Raw genomic sequence first — 16,840 nt, 5'->3', positions numbered from 1 at the left:
AGATGAAAACATATATAAAAAACATTTTTATTGCCACTGTAACCACAGTTGCGCTTGCGGGTTGTGCAAAAGATAACCCAAACATTACAGATGAGGTTTATTTAACCACCACCAATGTATCTACAACGTGGTTAACAGGAATGAAAAGGCAAATGGCCTTAACGCTGAATCAGGTTGTAGTCAATACAGAAATCATATCAGACAACTACTTCAACAACAGAACGCTTAGCAATAAAGTATTCGATATTCCGCAAATTGATAATTTTGATTTGGATGTGAATACCATTCAATCTGCAATACAAAGATTGAGAGAAATGTCTGAATACGGTTTAACCACCGTCGTAGAAGCAGATAAATCTACTACAGCCCTTCAGAAAGCAGAAATGTATTTTATAAATGCATACGCACACGTACTTAGTGGCGAGTTGTTTGTTACTTTGCCAGGCGCAGCCAAAGGTGCTGCATTAACTCCGGCACAACATTATGCAATGGCAATTTCAGCGCTTGATCAAGCCCTGGCTTTACAAACAAATGCGACTGAAAAACAAGCTTACACTTTGTTAAAAGCGAGAATATATTACAACCTTGGCGATGCTACACAGGCAAGAGCATTTGCTACTGCCGCCATGACAACACCTTTGTTGTTAAAACAACAGGTGTTTGATGGCCAGAACAGCGCAGCCAATACACTTCAAACGTATTTGTTTTCTTCTACAACGAATGAGTTTGCACCATTACCACGTCTGGATTTTCTGGATCCAAAATATTACCACACCGGAACCATCGCATTAGATCAAAAACCAATCAGTTACATTAAAGGGGAAGAGGCTTATTTAATTGTTGCAGAAGTTCAGCTTTCTGCAAATGATTTGACTGGCGCACGAACAACCTTAAAAAATCTGTTAACAGATGTAATTGCCAAACGTCCAACAGCAACGTTTAGTGATGTGAATGAAACGCGCAATGGTGGCAACAGAACCGATTATCCGCTTACAGCTGTGAAAGTTAAATTTGATGAAACCAGCATAGAACGCGAAGGTTACGTTTTAAACAGAAAAGCAGGCAACATTACAATGGCAACCATTTCTGGCACTAAGGTAACTGCAACAGATTTAGACGCTGCGACTACACAAGATGCTTTATTGTATTTGGTATACAGAATGCGCCAGGAAATTTTTATGGCAGAAGGCAGAAGAATGACAGATTTAGGAATCAAACTTCCGGTTTCTCAAACAGAACAGCTTAATAATGCAAACATAAAATCCAGCGATTTGGTGGCTCAAATTCCATCTTTCATTCCATTAAACAGAGGAATGGATGATTTTACGAATAACACAGTAACTGGTGTAGTAACAATGAGATACGACATGAACAAAGTTCTGGTAGCTAATAAAACAGCAAAAGAAATTTTCCCTTTCATAAATTAATTTCCTACAACACATGATTAAAAAATATTTAGGCTTATTCTTTGCCTTGGCCCTTGCAGCAAATGCAGGCGCCCAAACATCAAAGCATGTTATTTTAGTAAGTATAGATGGCTTTAGACCAGATTTTTATCTGGATAAAACCTGGCCTACACCAAACTTGCAAGAATTGGTAAACATTGGTTCACACGCCAAGGGTGTTCGTTGCATTTTTCCAAGTGTCACCTATCCTTCTCACACCACATTGATTACCGGTACTTTCCCAAATAAACATGGAATTACTTACAACACAATGCCGGATGATGAGCATAAATATGTGTGGACAACAGAAAGCAAAAAAATTAAAGCAGAAACACTTTGGCAATCGGTACGTAAAGGTGGTTTAAAATCTGCCTCTGTTTCCTGGCCAATTTCTGTGGGGGCAGAAATTGATTACAACTTACCAGAAATCTGGTCGTCAAAAAACATGGCAGATCGGAAAAGTGCGATTGCAGAATTTGCCACGCCAAAAGGATTGTTAGAGGAAATGGAAAAATTTGCCATTGGCGATGTACCAATGGAAGATCTAAACCTGAGTTCTCTTGCTATGGACGAAAACAACAGTAGAATGGCAGCTTACATTTTTCAAAAATACAAGCCTGCACTATTGAGTATTCACATTGCAGGCGTAGATGGCGCAGAACACAAATACGGCCGTTCTGGAATTGAAGTGAGCAAAGCCGTTGCTTCTGCAGATCATGCCGTGATGAATTTAGTCAATGCAATAGAAAAAGCTGGATTAAAAGACAGTACAACTATTATTATTACCGGCGATCATGGGTTTGTGGATATTGAGAAAAGCCTGTCGCCAAATGTTTGGCTTACAGCACTCGGAATTGACTTTAAAGTTGGCAAAGAAGAACCGGTTGCTAAATTTCAATCGGCGGGCGGTTCTGCATTTTTTCAGTTGAAAAACCCAAATGATGGGGCAACACTAAAAAAGGTAAGAGCAAAAATGGCTTCTCTGCCAAATGAAATCCAACAGATGTACCGTATTGTAGAGCGCGCAGAGCTGGATAAAATTGGTGCAGATCCGCATGCAAGTTTTGCTTTAGCTGCTGCGAACGGAGTCTATATCCAAGATGGAAATTCTGGTCCGTTGGTTGGCGTTAAAAAAGGCGGCGCACATGGATATTTCCCAGATAGCAATGAAATTAAAACGGGTTTTATCATTGCCGGTGCTGGTGTTAAAACCGGTGTGGTTATGGATTCCATTAATCTGGAAGATGTAGCACCAACCGTGGCCAAATTACTTGGCTTAGCTTTACCAAACGCAGACGGGAAAGCCGCAATACAAGTACTGAAATAATATATTTCTTTAAACATAAAAAGGCCTGTCCGTTTAAAAATGGACAGGCCTTTTATGTTTATCAGCAGCTTAAAAATTATCAATCGGTCACTGCATTCCTTTCCTGCAGATTCGGCTAATTTAACCTCGTAACAAGTTCTTCTAACGGAATGCGTACTTTGCTTGACTTCGCCAGGTAATCTTTTTCAGAATCCCGGTAACCAATAGAAAGTATTACACTATAAAAAAAGCACTTAACACTTCAATTATGGCAAAGTAATTATTGCGTAAATCTTTTAGCTTCTACCGAATAAATTTCAGAAAACGATCATTCGGCAAATCGTATTCATAAAGTTTATTAGCATTTAAATAGTTTCCTTTATCATCCAATTTATCCGCAATCCTTATCGGATAATATAGAGCTTCTTATCGTTATTGGTAAACAGAACGTAATGTAATTTCTCGTCTGCAAAATACTGGTAAGCATCTATATTTTGTACAGGTTGTACTTTATTTTTAGCGAGCGCACCAATATTTTTACCCTCAATTTCTACCGAGGAAGTATTCCACGCTTCATCCAGATACATAAATTCTTTGATTTTAAATGTATCGGTTTTGAAAATCACATCGGTAAATAGAAATCCGGGATAAAGGTCTTTTGAAAAACCTGGCGCACTTCCTCCTCCACCAGAAAAACGGACGCTTTCTAGCTTTTGTTTTTGGAAATACTGATAAACAATATTGGAAGATTTTATGATTTCTCCATCAAAATGATTTTTTGCAGTTAACCGTTTGAAAAGATTATTCCACGCCATTTGTGCCAAAAAAGAAGACGAAAAATATTTATGCACGTTTAATTGCGTATACATCTGGAAACCTTCTTCGCCGATAAAATAAGTTACGATGGCGTAACTGTTAATGCCCTGGGTAGTTTGCAAAACTTCGCCAATTTGTTTTGGAGGCGCAGGACTATCGAAATTGAAATCCAGAAAAACCGCAGTTGATTTTTTTAAAATTTCTGTCAATTGCGCATTCTGTTCATCGGAATCTGCTTTAAAATCTAAATTCTGGCTAATTAACTTGATTGGTTCTCTTGATCCATTAAAACTCCATTTATAGAACACTTTTGTTGTTTTATCAACAATGAAACCTTTTAAAAAAATCAGGTTTTCAGGTTTAGAGATAATTTCTAAGGAATCGATAACATTGCCATTGGTATCGATTTTGATGAATTGATTTTCTTTATCTGATGGCATACTGTAAACCACCAAATATTTATCTGGAGTTAAAAAAAACTCAATATTTTTCTGGCTTTGCAGCAACAGATCCAGACTTGCCTTTCCCGTCTGCATGGTTTCAATACTATCAATAGACTGATATTTTTCAAATCTGGCCGGTAACGGTATAACCGTAGCTGAGCTGTAATTTTTAGAAATCCGGTAAACTAAAATGATAACCAGAAAGATTACTGCGAGGATATAGATGAATTTCATTTGAAAGGATGCATTTAGATCTGTCCCTGCTTTTGAAGCCAAAATCAAGTACATCAAAGTTAAAGATTTAATTAAAATATCATAACTATGTGATATATTTGAATCACGCTTGGTTTCTATCGAATACCAGCAAATAAATCACTGAGAAAAATTCATTAAATGACCAACAACTGTTTAGACTGCAATGCACAAACCATCGGTAAATTTTGCAGCAATTGTAGTCAGGCAACCGCTACACATAGGTTTTCTTTGTCGCATGTTTTTAAGCATGATTTCATCCACGGGATATTTCACTTCGACAAAGGTTTTTTCTTCACAATAAAAGAGTTGTTTACGCGGCCCGGACACAGCGTAAGAGAATACGTACAGGGAAAAAGAGTAAAACACTTCAATTATTTTGCAACCATTATTCTATTGCTAACCATTGGTTATTTCCTTAAAAAATGGACGATAATTGAAGCTTCAGAATTGTATGACCAAACCACTGTTGGCGGTTTGTTTAAAATTTTAAAAAGCTATTCAAAAGTTACGGTTTTTCTGCATATTCCAATCATTGCGCTCGCAAGTTTTTTATTGTTCAGAAAAAGCAAACAGAATTATGCAGAAAATATCGTTTTGAATTTATACCTGTTGTGCGGCGTACTGGCAGTTAGTTTTATTTTGCCGATTGTTATGATTTTTACCGGAGACAAATCATTCTTACTTTGGGTAAATTACTATTTAACCATACTCACCTTTCTATATATCATCATTTTTTATTACCAATATTTCTCGGTTTTTGGTTTAAAAAAATACAAACTGGTTATTCGGGTAATTATCGTCGCTGTGTTATATCTCGCAACTAAACAATTAATAAACAACGCCTTAAATATTATCGGCCTCAAATATCTAAACCATTAAATTAAAATCGAGCTGGCATTTTTCGATCAAAACAGCTTAAACATAGGCAAGATCTATAAATTGTTTAAGTGCTTTTTTAATTTCATCCTGACCTGAAAGCTGCTGAAGGTCTATCCCGCAGAAAGGATTTTCCTGCATCTTGGCATGTAACGTCAGGTAATAAACTCCGCCCATTAATATGGCGTACATTGCCCTGAAATTTTTATCGCTTTTCTCAAAATGCTGATCAATAATTTCGCTTAATAAAATGTTGCCAATGGTTTCCCGTTTAAGGTCTAGCGCTTTTAAAAACGGAAGCTTTTCGCTAAGTCCCCACGTAATAATACGGCGCATTTCTTCATTGTTGATCAAACTATCTAATTGATTCTCCAAAACACTGTATGCAAGCGCTTTACCAGAATCTTCTTTGGCGGCGGTTACCATTCCATCAACATCTTCCGGATTAATTTTCCAGTAATCGTTACCGTTAAGATATTCTTTTACCAATCCTTCGAGGCTGCCGAAATAATCATAAATTAAACGCCTGTCTACCTTTGCTTCATCTGCAACACTGCTGATGCTCAGTCCGGAAAAACCATCCTTTTTCAGAATTGCTCCAAGCGCAGTGATGAGGCTTGCTTTGGTGCGTTCTTTGTTTCTAACCGGTCCATCTGTAACTTTTCTCGCCATTTGATTCTACTTTAGAGCAAAATGCGATTTTTTGCGTCATCATCAAACACGAGACTAAGAAAATCCTTAACTGGATTTAGTGGTTTCAGTTGAATTTACCGACTTTATACGCTCTATGGAGAATTTTCGGTTTTTTCACCATCCTTTTCATTCTATCTTTGAATGATGAAAAACGAAACTCCTTTTTTCTGTTTGCGGCAAGTCGCTTTCGGCTCCTATACACATCTGCGGATTTTTTGACTCAAAGTCGGAGCAATACGAGGTGATTATTCCTTACATAAACGAAGGTTGGATCTGAACGAAAAAGTCATTAATATCCTCGAAGGCAGTCGTCATTACGAGCATTGCACTTGCCTGGTAAATCATGTAATATCTGTTACGAGTAAGTAAGCTTGCATCAGGCCAGTTAGAAGTATTGGCATTAGAAAACACCTACATTGAAGGCGGTAGTTTTGCCACAAAAAAAATGTACGATCTTTTAGAACAAACGCTGTTATCTGCCAGACGTGCCGGTTTTAAAAGTGTTAGCGCATGTGGAGATATGGTTTGGGCATTAAAAAATTTGACTGGCACTGATGAATTATTAGGATATAAATCCAGCTTAAATTTGTTAACACCCCATAATGCAGTTTCACTTATTTACATGTATGACGTAAAACATTTCATCGAATCTGCAATTACCGATGTGCTCCTCACCCATCCTTATGTGATTAAAGATGGCAAGATTAGCATAGATCAGTATTATGTAGAACCATTAATGCTGATGTCTAATGTTTCAAGTTTTCGTTCAAGACCATTAAATGTTTGATAATTTGAGATATATTCGTCTCGAAAAATTATCTAACTGATGATCGAAAATATAAAAATTACCGATACAAAAATTCTTTCAGACAATTGGTACATCCTAAAAAAAATCACGTATCAATATACCAATTCTGCCAGTTCTGATACTGAGGTTTTAACGCAAAACCGAGAAGTTTACGACAGAGGAAACGGAGCAACCATTTTACTGTATAACAAGCAACAAAAAACTGTAATCCTGACGAAACAATTCAGACTTCCCACCTTTGTAAACGGTAATGAATCTGGAATGCTGATCGAAAGCTGCGCCGGATTATTGGATAAAGATCATGCGGAAGATTGCATAAGACGAGAAACCGAAGAAGAAACCGGATATAAAATCTCTCATGTAGAAAAAATTTTTGAAGCGTATATGTCGCCTGGCTCGGTAACCGAAATTTTATACTTTTTTATTGCGGAATACGAAGAAAACATGAAGGTAAGCAATGGCGGAGGATTGGAAGAGGAACAAGAAAACATCGAAGTACTGGAACTTCATATTGATGCCGCTTTCGAAATGGTAAAAACCGGTGAAATAAAAGACGGCAAAACAATTATGCTCTTGCAGCACATCAGACTAAATAATATTTTATAAATCGTAAACCCGGTAAATACATGCGTTAATTTTAACGCATAGATTGAAACCAAACCAATATTGATTTCTCACATGGGTTTGAGTACACATTTGATGAACGATGGAAAATTATTGCTGTTCTAAAATTAATTTTACCACATAGAACAGTTTCACATTGGAACTTAAGGTTCCAATGTAAATGAAGACTCAGATGATCGGTACGCCTGATCAAGCAGGTCTTTTGAACTGATTTCTTTCTCTTCATTTGTTTTAGGTTCATAACCATTTGAATGCACGTCAAGCTGGCTTTGCTGATCATCAGAATGAGAGATGTCTCTGTCGTCCATATTTTGTTCTTCGATTTCTTCTGGTGTATACATATTCTTTCTTTTTAAATGCGCTATTAATTCTTAATTTTCTATACCTGTTAAGCTATATACACCAAATCATTAACCAAAACACAAAGCGGCTGATCAATAACAACTTACAAGTATATCTTCAAAAATTAAAGAACGTTATATCGTCAATTGACGATTGGAATTGATTGCTGGGATAGATTTACATACAATCAACGCATATTAAAAAACGTATTTCATTGGATGTGTTGATTAATATTATTTCACTTTAGCCAGATCTGTTTATTTTTGCGTTAATGGAATGGAAGAGTGAGCATACTGACAAAACACTACAATTGAGGGAGACAATGCAATGGGAAATGGGGCTTCCTGTGATGCCGGGCGGTGTAGAAAGATTTTACAAAAATGAAACGCCCTGGCACCGCAATTGGAAAATGGCTTTTCCGGAATCTTTCAGGGAAAAAGCGTTTGTTGACTGTCTTTCAGGTGAAATACATCGTGGAGATGTACATACACCATGCGGAACCACGCTTGAGTTTCAAAATTCGCCCATTACTGCCGCTGAAATATTGAGCCGCGAAAGTTTCTATTCTAAATTAATTTGGGTGGTTAACGGCAAAAAATTAAAAGGATTCCGTGTACTTAAAAACATGCCTGATGTGGAAGATCCGATACTTTCTGATTACGAATTTATTCACTCAGATCACCTCGCGCTGGTACAGAAACAGGATATCTTGTCCGGAAAACTTCCGCGGATCATAAACCTGAATCATCCAACGTTAAAAAACCTTAAAATCAGCGCTAAGTACTATTCTTTCTGTTGGAAAAATCCCCATACAGCGTGGTTTTCAGCACGACATAGAATTGTTGTAGATATGGGCGGACATTTTCTATATGAAATCAGAACGCGAGTGCAAAGTAATGGAGATTATGCCTTTCTTCAACTTCATTCCAGAAAAGCTTTCATTGAACAATTCTTGCTTACAATCTAAACTCATTCCTGAAATGGTAATTTTGTCGGCATTCCACAAAAACCCATGACGAAAATCGCGTCTTATCACGTTAAATTAAATACAAAGCGAAAGATCTGGTTAAATGATTATTCTTCGCGTTCGAGCGCGGAAATTAATCGTTCTTTAACCTGCGTTAAGGCATGATCTTTCGCCTGTGCGAAAGACACATCGTATACTTTGCTTATTTCCCGAAGGTCTTCAGGAAAGACCTCCAGTATGCTGTTGTAATATTTATCGAGCACTTCTGCTTCTGGCATCGTAAATGAAATGCGCAACTGAAACCTACGCAGCAATGCCTCATCCAGTATTTCGGCGTGGTTGCTTGCGCAGATCAATAAACTTGTTGGTGGAAAATAATCAATCAGTTGGATTAGCGTATTGACTAAACGGCGGATCTCTCCCGAATCGTTTTCTGCTCCCCTGGTTTTTCCAATCTGATCAAACTCATCCAAAAACAATACAGCATTTTCCTTGATGGCCTTGTCAAATATCAGTCTCAAATGCTGCGAAGTTTCACCAAGACGGGCACTTATAATATTGCTTAAATTTAAGATGAGAATCCTTTTTCCAAGTTTCTGGGCAATCGCTTTTGCAGACATTGTTTTTCCGCAACCCGACGCACCATATAAAAGCAGTTTATTATTAACGGGTAATTTATACCGGGAAAGTTCTTCCGCAAACCTGTATTCACGAATCAACTGCCCCAGCATCTTCTGATTTGTTTCGTCCAGAAAAATACTTTCAAGCTTTACTTCTTCCTTATCCAGGATAATCAGATCATTAATATTCATTTGCAATTCTCTCCTTCCACGTTTCTTTATTGAGTTGATATGTAAAGTTTAGCTTTGGTTCCTCCCCAAAATACTTGACCAAACGCTCGCTGATTTTTTCTGCGCCAAGCCTTGAAATTGCAATCTGAGAGCGCAAATTACTTGCGCCTACGTCAAATTTAACTACAGATACGTAATTGAAAATGTGATCGAGCATCATTGTTTTAACACGCGGATTTATTCCTTTTCCCCAAAATTGTGTAGCGTAGAAAGTGTATCCGATTTTTATACTTGAATCTGCTGCATCGTATTCATAATACCTCGTGCTGCCTATCGAAGTACCCGTAGCACGATCTACAATAAGGTAAGCGCCACCGCTTTCAAGTGCACCGGTAAAGAATACTTCAAAGACCTCTTTTTTCCAGCGGTCTTTGTTGGGATGTTGTTCCCAAATTTTTGGATCTGACGCTACAGCATACAAATGCTCAAAATCGTCGCCTTTAAGCGGATGCAAGATAACCGTATCGTCTTCAATTTGCTTTTGCAGGAAAGATGTTTCCATGGAATGAATCACTTGTGTCAATTAAATTAAAGAAGCAAATGTAGCAGTTGAAACCTGAAAGATGGCAGTACAGTTTGAATTTTATCAGCTGATTCAGTGTCAAATTCTATGAAATCATCAAATTCCTGTATTTGAAGGGCACGCTGTAAACAAGAAAACACAATGAATGTATACCGCAAGTTTATAAGCGAACTATGCCAACAATATGTTTGTTAGCATAGTTAATAACTGCATTTTTAAACCTGATGTATGCACAAACACATTCGCATTTGTAGCAGCCTGTCTTTTTTTGCATAAAGAAACGCTTCAGTGCCAACTATTTTAGTTTAGAAAGAGAGCATTCTGGCTCTAATTTGCAGTTTGGTTTCCCACAGACACACAGGATTTGGGAAACTATTTGGTTGCAATTTAAACCTTTCTGTTAGCGTACCCAAAAAGTTTCTTGTAAGTACTTTCTTTTTTAGTTCCGAATCGTATTAGGTTCTCCCTTTACGCCATGTCCATTTAAACAAAGTCGGGAATCAACAGATTACTATTGTCAATCATTTTGGTTTTTCTGCCTTCCGTCTAATCATGCTCAGAAACACAGCGGTGATGCCAAGGTAAGAAGCAATGTGTTTTTGGGCAATACGTTGTTCCAGATTTGGGTAAAGGCGCTGAAATTGCACGTAACGTTCATCGGCAGATCTGGAAATAATTGAATTAACGCGCCGCTGATATAAGCTGAATCCGTTTTGGGCCAGTATTCTAAAAAAACGTTCAAGTTTAGGTATCTGAGTATACATTTTTTCCAAATTTTGGTAGCTTATGTACAAAAGTTCTGTAGTTTCTAAACTGGAAATACAATAATAAGCAGGAACCTGACCTGAAAAGCTGGTCATATCGCAAGCCCACCATTTTTCCGGGCAAAACAAAACATTATGCTCTAAACCATCTTTGTCACGATTAAAAACACGAAGACAACCTTTATCTACAAAATAAATATTGCGGCACGTTTCTCCGGTTTGCAACAATATTTCATTTTTTCTTAAAATTTTATGCTGCAGAACAGCGGTTATAAGCGTTTGTTCTGCAGCATCTAAACTAATGTGAAGGGCAAAATTCGCAAGTATGCGATCAAACTCGTGCATTTTACAAATTAGGAACAAATCCTACAATCACCGTCATTTTGTTTTCATCATTGTATTGCACATAGTCTTTTCCTTCAAACTGACCTACGCCGGGAATGTCAATAGTCCACGCATAATAACAATGTTGATTAAAGTATTCTGGTTCTCCCGGTAGAGAAAATCTGCGGCCGGGCACTTTCTCATGCGACGACATAACCAAATCAACAAATGCATCAATTCCTGTTATCAAAGGTGTTTGCCTGTCTTGATAGGTGATTTCTTCTGATAAGATTTGCAAGAAAGCAGTTTTTACTTCTTCTGCTGTCTTTTGGTTCCAGGCGCTTGTATAACGCTCAACTGTTTCTTTCATATTTTTCATTTCACAAAACTATCGATGCGCATTCAGCTTAAAATTAAAGTAGTTTAATAAATGAAAATTTTTAGTCTGTTAAAGGCTTTTTTGTATTCATTGCGCTAATCATCCCGAAAAATAAATTATTCCAATTATCGTGGCATTTTGATTTTCCGTCCTACAGCGTTATAAGCAGAATTATTACTTCAATCGCTTGTGAAACTACCCAAAATACTTAAAAAGCGATTTTGGAAACAACAATCCGGAATTGGGAAACAATTTTGATGCGTGCTATTCAGACATTTGAAGTACAAAATCAAGTTTAAAACATGAATAAGACTATCTTCATTACAGGTGCTTCAGCAGGTATGGGAAAAGCAACCGCCAAATTCTTTCAATCTAATGGCTGGAAAGTTATTGCAACCATGCGTAATCCTGAGCATGAAACCGAACTCGGCAAGCTAAATAATGTTACATTAATTCAGTTGGATGTAACCAATCTGGAGCAGATTAAATCGGCAGTTAGCCAGGCTATTGCATTGCATGAAATTGATGTTGTTTTCAATAACGCTGGTTACGGACTTGTTGGAGCGCTTGAAGGATTAAGTGACGAGCAGATTTTAAATGAAGTTAACACGAATCTTCTTGGCGTAATAAGAATTACTCAGGCATTTATTCCGCACTTTAAAGCGAAGAAAAGTGGATTGTTCATCTCAACATCGTCTATGGGAGGTTTTATGGGTTTTCCGCTGAACTCTATTTATCATGCAACGAAATTCGGTATTGAAGGTTGGTCTGAAAGTATGTCATTTGAACTCGGCATTCACAATATTGGCATTAAAACCATCGCACCTGGTGCAGTAGCGACAGATTTTTTATCCAGATCTATGGATAAATCGATTCATTCTGACTATGAATTGCTGGAAAATAAGCTCTATCCGATGATGGATTCTATGATGGATATTGCTTTGCCTGCAGAAAAACTGGCTGCTGTGGTTTATGAGGCCGCTACCGATGGAAAAGACCAAATCCGTTACCTTGTTGGCGATGATGCAAAGGCGATGTACAAACGCCGTAACGAAATCGGGGCTGAGAATTTTAGAAAAGAAATCCGCTCACAGTTTCTCGGTTAATAAATTTAGATGGGTAACCGGCTAAATATCGGTTACCTATTTATAACTTTGAACTTAACCTGAAAAATGAGAGTCATTCATTCAATTACCGAAAAACACCGGCTTTTGTCGCTGCAAGATCCATTACATCCATTGGTGAGCGTGATACGCGTTTCAGATATTCAATTTAACGATCCGGAAATCTGGAAAAATTTTTCAGTCAACTTTTATTGCATTTCCCTTAAAAAGAATGTTGCAGGCAAGACAAAGTATGGCCAGGGATTTTATGATTATAATAAAGGTGTAATGACTTTTATTTCGCCACGGCAGGTTATGTCTCTTGATGAATCTCAATCAGATATCTTAAACCCCGCGTCTGGCTATGCATTATTCATTCATCCAGACTTTCTTTATAACCATCCATTAGCGCACGCAATTAGAAACTACGGCTTTTTCTCTTACGCCATTAATGAAGCGCTTCACCTTTCAGAAAATGAAGAAAAAGACATAGAAGACATTTTCTTAAAAATTGAACGGGAATATCAGCATATCGATAAGCATACGCAAAACATTATCCTCTCTCAAATAGACTTGCTTTTGAATTTTAGCAACCGGTTTTATGAAAGACAATTTTTGACCAGAAAAAAAGTAAATCACGATATACTAACGAAATTAGAAATTGAACTTGATTTGTATTTAGATGAAAAACACACGCTTCAAAGTGGACTTCCTACTGTTGAATTTCTGGCAGACCGATTAAATTTATCGCCGAGTTACCTTAGCGATCTTTTGCGCGCTTTCACAGGTCAGACGGCTCAACAACATATCCAGGAAAAACTAATTGAAAAAGCAAAAGAATACCTTTCATTAGAAACACTATCTGTAGCAGAAATAGCCTATAAACTTGGCTTTGAGCGCCCGCAATCTTTTAACAGACTTTTTAAAAGAAAAACAAATATATCCCCATTGACATTTAGAAAGTCGTTTAAATAGATCAGCTGCTTGGTGTATACCATCCTTCCTCCCAATTTATAGTCCATAAAGTTTCAAACGTTATGCATGCAATCCTTGACTTTAAAGAAATTTCAATAGATAATAATATACAATCGCTGCGATCACTGTTTGAAATTGTGTATCATTTTTTCTTTTCTAAACCTGTAACAAGGAAACTACAAGAAAACTAAGGATTTACGTTCATCATTTGATATATTTATCTATAACGCTTTATCTATGAGAACACTGATTTTTTTACTGAGCCTTATTGTGCTTCAGACGGCGGTATTCGCGGCCCAAATAAACCACCAACAACAGGATAGTCTCAAAACCACCATCTCAGCTCAGTTAAATCCGAACAGCAGTATCAGTTTGATTTTATTTGATAAATATTACCGCACTTTATCTTTCAAGAATACCAGTAGAAAGGATACTGTAATTAGCCAGATTCTGGAGATAACAAAGCCAACGCTATTGTCGTATAATAATATGCTGATGTTGCCTTCGGGCCCGGTGGAGAGATCATACCCAATTTTTATTGTTCCGGGCGACAAGGTTGTAATTAAGAACGGACAAGATGGCGCAATTCTGCTGCATTCAAGTACCGGCTTAAAATGTTTTGCAGATAGTATACTTTCTTTCCCAAAAAGTTATCACTGGTCTTATGAAAATGAAAGTAAACTGTTAAAAAAGGAAGGCCTGAAAAAAATGATAGAACATATTCAGGAACGGTTTATCCAGAATGAAGCAAACATTGACACGATTCAAGATCCTCAGGTTAATTTGAGCGCACTTAGGTTACTCAATTCCAATATTAAATATACCTCAATTTCCAAACTATTATCTGATCAATACCTGACTCCATCAGCTACCAGTGATAGCCTTTATCAAGATTTATACCATCAAAGCCAGAATATTAATTCTATAAATAACATGGCCGTATCTTGGGCAATTATTCGTTGGAACGCTATAAGAACACAACCAAAACTTAAAAACGGCAATGTTTGGAACTGGATAAAGGCTGCCGATACTGATTTGAAGAAAACGCCCCTTTACACAAATTATTTGACGGAGTTATTGGCTTATAGTTTTATGCAAATTCCGGAAGATCTTAATACGTTTAGTGAAACAATTGCAGACATTAAAAATGAATCTGCTGCCATTGATACGTTATTTGAAGTATCTGTTATTTTGAAAAAAACATACTCAGATTTTAAAGAAGCGAGAGCAAATTTAAAATCTTATGCAAATGGTCGTTACAGTTATATCATTGAAAGTGATGAAACAGCAGCCAATCATGAATTGAAAACAATTCAAAATTTACCGAACATTCCATTGACGGATTTCTATGGAAAAAAAATTGATTTTAAGACCGTAATTGCCAATCCGAAATACAAGTTCACTATAATTGATTTTTGGGCCAGCTGGTGCGTGCCATGCATTGCAGAAATTCCTTTTATGAAAAAAGTATCTTCCAAATTCAAAGGAAAGCCCGTTAGATTTGTAAGCATTAGCATTGATGAAGATAACAAAACGTCGAAATGGATAGCCGCAGCAAAGCAGAATAATATACTCAACCAACCTTTTCAGTATCGTTTGATAAATTTCCGGACATCTGCACTTACCAAGCTGGTTAACCTTAAAACAATCCCTCGTTATTTAATGATTGATAATAAAGGGAACATTATCTCAGAAGATTTTTTGAAACCGAGCAGTCCTCAATTTGAATTTAAAGTACTAGAACAGATGAGTAAATGAGGAAATAGTTATTTTCTCGCCAATCTAAAAGATATGAACAAGCTCTTTGCCGGACCACCAAAACCCGTGAGATCGATTTTAGTTTATCAGTAATCGCTTGTTTCGATGAGGACAAAAATATTGTTCGCCATCTAATAATGACGAACAATATTTTAGATTCTCCATCTAAATGATTAACTAAAAACCTTTATATAACCTCCAATACTGACCTGCTGTGTGAGAAAGTTTGAAAACTGTACACACCGTGATATTTACCCAGACCCGATGTACCTACACCGCCAAAAGGAAGATAATGCGTGCCAACATGAATCAGCGTACTATTGATCTCTGCATCACCACTTGAAGTTCTTTTCAATACGTCATCTGCCAGTGCAGAATCTTCAGTAAATACATAAAGTGCAAGTGGTTTAGGGCGAGAATTGATCTCAGCAATGGCCTCATCGATAGCTGAATAGGTTAAAATTGGTAAAATAGGGCCGAATATTTCTTCCTGCATTACTTGATCTTCCCAGTTTACGTTATTCATTATCGTTGCTTCAAAATAGCGAGATTCGGAATCGTGTTTGCCTCCATATACAATCTTCTGTTTTGCGGAATCAAGAAAACCAGCAAGTTTTTCTACCTGGCGAGACGAAACAAGTTTTCCAATTCTGCCGAATGAGCCTTCTTCATAGGTATTTTCCAAATGCGAAATAAATGCAGCAACCAGCTTTTCTTTTATTGATTCATGGACGTATAAGTAATCCGGAGCTACACAGGTTTGACCACAGTTCATCCATTTACCGCGAGAAATCCTTTGCACAGCTTTTTCGATATCAGCATCATGGTGTACAATAGTTGGTGATTTGCCGCCAAGTTCAAGCGTTACCGGAATTAATTGTTCTGCTGCAGCTTTCATTACAATTTTACCAACAGTCGGACTACCAGTAAAAAATATATAGTCGAATTTCAAAGAAAGCAAGTACGTATTCTCTTCTACCCCACCTTGAATCACACTGATGTAATCACCGGAAAAAGCACTTTTTATAATATCCTCAATCACTATTGCAACATGAGGTGTATTTTCCGAAGGTTTAATTATCGCAGTATTTCCGCCCATAATTGCACCCAATAACGGACTTAAAGTTAATTGAAGCGGATAATTAAACGGGCCAACGATATAAGTCAATCCATAAGGCTGATACATAACTTTACTTTTTATTGTTGAACCGGAAGGATGCTGACTGATGGGCATCTCAATTGGCTTAGCCCAATTTTCCAGATTGCCTACACAGTAATCAAGTTCGTTGAGTACGATATTGATCTCTGCATATTCGGTCTCTGCCCTGCTTTTTCCCAAATCAACTTCCATTGCATCACATATCGCATCGGTATGAGCAACCACCTCTGCTCTAAGTTTTTTAAGCTGTTTAATCCGGAAATCAATTCCCAAGGTTTCGCCTTGAGAAAAATATGCTTTCTGACTGTTAAATATTGCCAGAATTTCACTATTATTTGTATTCATGTTTATTTTTCTAGTTGATAATCAACGGAAAACCAAAAAGCTGGTAACTGGCTAAAATTGTATGGTTTTATTAATTATTCTGAG

The 16,840-nt window shown here is 37.1% G+C and carries 17 protein-coding genes; 9 read left to right on the top strand and 8 right to left on the bottom strand.

What is annotated here, in order from left to right; genetic code table 11:
• Positions 1-2 precede the first annotated feature (2 nt).
• Together ACJVDH_RS08410 and ACJVDH_RS08405 are read left to right on the top strand one after the other, a co-directional pair.
• Complete coding sequence (locus tag ACJVDH_RS08410; protein ID WP_443947116.1) at positions 3-1,427, top strand: hypothetical protein; 1,425 nt, start codon at positions 3-5, stop codon at positions 1,425-1,427.
• A gap of 13 nt (positions 1,428-1,440) precedes the next feature.
• Positions 1,441-2,772, top strand: coding sequence for an alkaline phosphatase family protein (locus ACJVDH_RS08405; RefSeq protein ID WP_443947115.1), 1,332 nt, complete (start codon positions 1,441-1,443; stop codon positions 2,770-2,772).
• 383 nt (positions 2,773-3,155) lie between these two features.
• On the opposite strand, the gene ACJVDH_RS08400 is transcribed toward ACJVDH_RS08405, so the two are convergent.
• Positions 3,156-4,244, bottom strand: coding sequence for a hypothetical protein (locus ACJVDH_RS08400; protein WP_443947114.1), 1,089 nt, complete (start codon positions 4,242-4,244; stop codon positions 3,156-3,158).
• A 159-nt stretch (positions 4,245-4,403) separates the two neighbouring features.
• Between ACJVDH_RS08400 and ACJVDH_RS08395 the strand changes: the two genes are divergently transcribed.
• Positions 4,404-5,144: a DUF3667 domain-containing protein gene (locus ACJVDH_RS08395; RefSeq protein WP_443947113.1), complete on the top strand. Its 741-nt coding sequence runs from the start codon at positions 4,404-4,406 to the stop codon at positions 5,142-5,144.
• 36 nt (positions 5,145-5,180) lie between these two features.
• Here the strand turns inward: ACJVDH_RS08395 and ACJVDH_RS08390 are convergent, their stop codons facing one another.
• Entirely contained in the window at positions 5,181-5,813 is a 633-nt protein-coding gene (locus ACJVDH_RS08390; protein WP_443947112.1) for a TetR/AcrR family transcriptional regulator, read from the bottom strand.
• 373 nt (positions 5,814-6,186) lie between these two features.
• Here ACJVDH_RS08390 and ACJVDH_RS08385 point away from each other — a divergent pair, with 373 nt between their 5' ends.
• Together ACJVDH_RS08385 and nudK are read left to right on the top strand one after the other, a co-directional pair.
• Positions 6,187-6,621, top strand: a complete 435-nt coding sequence (locus ACJVDH_RS08385) for an MEDS domain-containing protein (protein ID WP_443947613.1) — start codon at positions 6,187-6,189, stop codon at positions 6,619-6,621.
• A gap of 39 nt (positions 6,622-6,660) precedes the next feature.
• On the top strand, positions 6,661-7,248 hold the full coding sequence (gene nudK / locus ACJVDH_RS08380; RefSeq protein WP_443947111.1) for a GDP-mannose pyrophosphatase NudK: 588 nt from the start codon (positions 6,661-6,663) through the stop codon (positions 7,246-7,248).
• A 161-nt stretch (positions 7,249-7,409) separates the two neighbouring features.
• Here nudK and ACJVDH_RS08375 read toward each other — a convergent pair whose 3' ends face one another.
• Complete coding sequence (locus ACJVDH_RS08375; RefSeq protein ID WP_443947110.1) at positions 7,410-7,607, bottom strand: hypothetical protein; 198 nt, start codon at positions 7,605-7,607, stop codon at positions 7,410-7,412.
• Positions 7,608-7,879: 272 nt separating this feature from the next.
• On the opposite strand from ACJVDH_RS08375, the gene ACJVDH_RS08370 reads away from it, so the two are divergent.
• Entirely contained in the window at positions 7,880-8,575 is a 696-nt protein-coding gene (locus ACJVDH_RS08370; RefSeq protein ID WP_443947109.1) for a competence protein, read from the top strand.
• Positions 8,576-8,682: 107 nt separating this feature from the next.
• Here ACJVDH_RS08370 and ACJVDH_RS08365 read toward each other — a convergent pair whose 3' ends face one another.
• The 4 genes from ACJVDH_RS08365 to ACJVDH_RS08350 form a co-directional block, all read right to left on the bottom strand.
• The gene (locus ACJVDH_RS08365; RefSeq protein ID WP_443947108.1) at positions 8,683-9,387 is read right to left on the bottom strand and encodes an AAA family ATPase; all 705 of its coding nucleotides are present in this window, start codon (positions 9,385-9,387) and stop codon (positions 8,683-8,685) included.
• Positions 9,377-9,928, bottom strand: a complete 552-nt coding sequence (locus ACJVDH_RS08360) for a GNAT family N-acetyltransferase (RefSeq protein ID WP_443947107.1) — start codon at positions 9,926-9,928, stop codon at positions 9,377-9,379. The genes ACJVDH_RS08365 and ACJVDH_RS08360 overlap by 11 nt, the downstream gene beginning before the upstream one ends.
• A gap of 542 nt (positions 9,929-10,470) precedes the next feature.
• Complete coding sequence (locus tag ACJVDH_RS08355; protein WP_443947106.1) at positions 10,471-11,058, bottom strand: Crp/Fnr family transcriptional regulator; 588 nt, start codon at positions 11,056-11,058, stop codon at positions 10,471-10,473.
• Position 11,059: 1 nt separating this feature from the next.
• Entirely contained in the window at positions 11,060-11,407 is a 348-nt protein-coding gene (locus tag ACJVDH_RS08350; RefSeq protein ID WP_443947105.1) for a nuclear transport factor 2 family protein, read from the bottom strand.
• Between the two features lie 311 nt (positions 11,408-11,718).
• On the opposite strand from ACJVDH_RS08350, the gene ACJVDH_RS08345 reads away from it, so the two are divergent.
• The 3 genes from ACJVDH_RS08345 to ACJVDH_RS08335 all read left to right on the top strand — a co-directional run bounded on the left by ACJVDH_RS08345 (position 11,719) and on the right by ACJVDH_RS08335 (position 15,252).
• Positions 11,719-12,522: an SDR family oxidoreductase gene (locus ACJVDH_RS08345; RefSeq protein ID WP_443947104.1), complete on the top strand. Its 804-nt coding sequence runs from the start codon at positions 11,719-11,721 to the stop codon at positions 12,520-12,522.
• A gap of 66 nt (positions 12,523-12,588) precedes the next feature.
• The gene (locus tag ACJVDH_RS08340; RefSeq protein ID WP_443947103.1) at positions 12,589-13,494 is read left to right on the top strand and encodes a helix-turn-helix domain-containing protein; all 906 of its coding nucleotides are present in this window, start codon (positions 12,589-12,591) and stop codon (positions 13,492-13,494) included.
• A gap of 237 nt (positions 13,495-13,731) precedes the next feature.
• Entirely contained in the window at positions 13,732-15,252 is a 1,521-nt protein-coding gene (locus ACJVDH_RS08335) for a TlpA family protein disulfide reductase (protein WP_443947102.1), read from the top strand.
• Between the two features lie 187 nt (positions 15,253-15,439).
• Here ACJVDH_RS08335 and mdlD read toward each other — a convergent pair whose 3' ends face one another.
• Positions 15,440-16,756, bottom strand: coding sequence for an NAD(P)-dependent benzaldehyde dehydrogenase MdlD (gene mdlD / locus ACJVDH_RS08330; protein WP_443947101.1), 1,317 nt, complete (start codon positions 16,754-16,756; stop codon positions 15,440-15,442).
• Positions 16,757-16,840: the final 84 nt, after the last annotated feature.

This window comes from Pedobacter terrestris (assembly GCF_052343045.1).
In the GTDB taxonomy this organism is placed as follows: domain Bacteria; phylum Bacteroidota; class Bacteroidia; order Sphingobacteriales; family Sphingobacteriaceae; genus Pedobacter.
The sequence above is the reverse complement of the archived record's forward strand: the minus strand, read 5'-3'. Positions and strand labels throughout refer to the sequence as shown.